Source organism: Staphylococcus devriesei (assembly GCF_002902625.1).
Classification (GTDB): domain Bacteria; phylum Bacillota; class Bacilli; order Staphylococcales; family Staphylococcaceae; genus Staphylococcus; species Staphylococcus devriesei.
In genome coordinates this window covers 1-1669 of the sequence record NZ_PPRG01000110.1, presented here as the reverse complement: position 1 = coordinate 1669, position 1669 = coordinate 1, and the positions used below count along the sequence as shown (strand labels likewise).

Annotated in this window: 2 protein-coding genes; both read right to left on the bottom strand. The window is 27.3% G+C overall.

Features of this window, described 5'->3' with window-relative positions; genetic code table 11:
• Positions 1-70 precede the first annotated feature (70 nt).
• Positions 71-700, bottom strand: a complete 630-nt coding sequence (locus tag CD147_RS11755; protein ID WP_103167624.1) for a hypothetical protein — start codon at positions 698-700, stop codon at positions 71-73.
• 610 nt (positions 701-1310) lie between these two features.
• A partial coding sequence (locus CD147_RS11750) for an LPXTG cell wall anchor domain-containing protein (protein WP_142382053.1) occupies positions 1311-1669 on the bottom strand: 359 nt, incomplete at its 5' end.

The window sequence follows — 1669 nt, the reverse complement described above, 5'->3', positions numbered from 1 at the left end:
GTAAAATAATTTATAATATCTTGAATATCCTTAATACTAGCTTCTATATTTAACATTTGCTTACCTCCACTTATTCAAAATTATTTTGTATCTTATATTTTTTAATTTTATCAGTGAGTAATGAAAAATCAAATTTTCTAATTTCTTGATTTACATTAATTTCAGATATCTTCTCAACTAATTTCTTATCAAACAAATTACCTATAATAGTATTTACTGCTTTAATTTTACGATCATATGGTTCATTAAAATAATATTTATCGGTTTCGTATTTTATCGTTGAAAGTGGTTCTTTAATATTACCCTCATAACAAATTATGATTAAATTAATAGCATTTGAAAGCTGTAAAGCCACTTCATTGTACTGTTTTCTTTGCCTATTAATATCTAAATTACCTTTATTCGTTACACCCTGCAATTGATTACCTTCATTAATTACTTTAAACGGGTTAAATAAAGGTAATTTGTCTTGATTTGATAATTTTAGTAAATCTTCAGCAATATGATAACCACAATTAAACGTACCTAAAATTTTTTTAGAATTACCTTTTAAGCTATATGAAAAACAGTAATAGCTATCTGTCAGTATGCCGCCTTCACCGTCTTTCTTTTGACCTTCTAATAATTTTAAATGTGATATAGGTGTCACATCATATTTTGCAAGAAATTTAAGCCTATTTTCATGACCTCTTAAATTCATACTTAAAGACCCCTTTATTTAAATTTGATACATTATTATTAATTACTCTGATTTACACTCTTCATCTACTTACCTATTTTTTACTTTTACTTGTGATACGCTTCTGCGTATTGGTTAGTGATGCGGTTTTTAATCATTATGTAATTAATTCCTCTTGTAATTATTTTGGCAATTATATTTTTTGAGCTTTAAACAATCGATATTGATATAAACACTTGAATGTTTCATAGATTTACTTTGTTATCTCTCATAAAATTTCAAAAATTTGGCGGGCTATTTACATGAAAAATCTCTTCATATATGTATATATAACCATATCTACATATAAAAATAGCCACCTCAAAGGATGGCTGTGATAAATCTATTTGAGTGTAGCTTATATTTAAACAAATAACTTTATTATTATATAATGAATAATTAATATATTCTGCAATTTAAAGTAGTTAATTTTTACTAGATCACTGAATACATACTTCTATTTAAATTGCTATATAAATAGAAGTATTCAATTATCAATTTTAAATAGCACTACTTCATTACATTCTTAAAATCATTATTTTATAAGTAAAAAGAAAAGCTAGGCAAATCGCCTAGCTCTTCATATTCATTATTATTCTTCTTTTTTATTACGTCGTCTGAATAATAATAATGATCCTAATCCCGCAAATAATGCTCCAAAAATAGTACCTTGCTTACTATCACTTTCACCAGTTTCAGGTAAAGACTTACCTTCATTATTACCTTTGTTATCAGTATTATTTGAAGTGCTACTACCTTCATTTAAATCTGGTACTTGATTACTCGAACCTGCAGAGTCATTATCTTCATCTGTATCAACATCATCTGTGATGCCGTCTCCGTCTCCATCTGTATCTGCATCAGAATCTGCGTCAGAGTCTGCATCTGCTGGATCTACTACATCTGATACACCGTCGTTATCTTTGTCTGTCATTGTTGATGAATTATCAT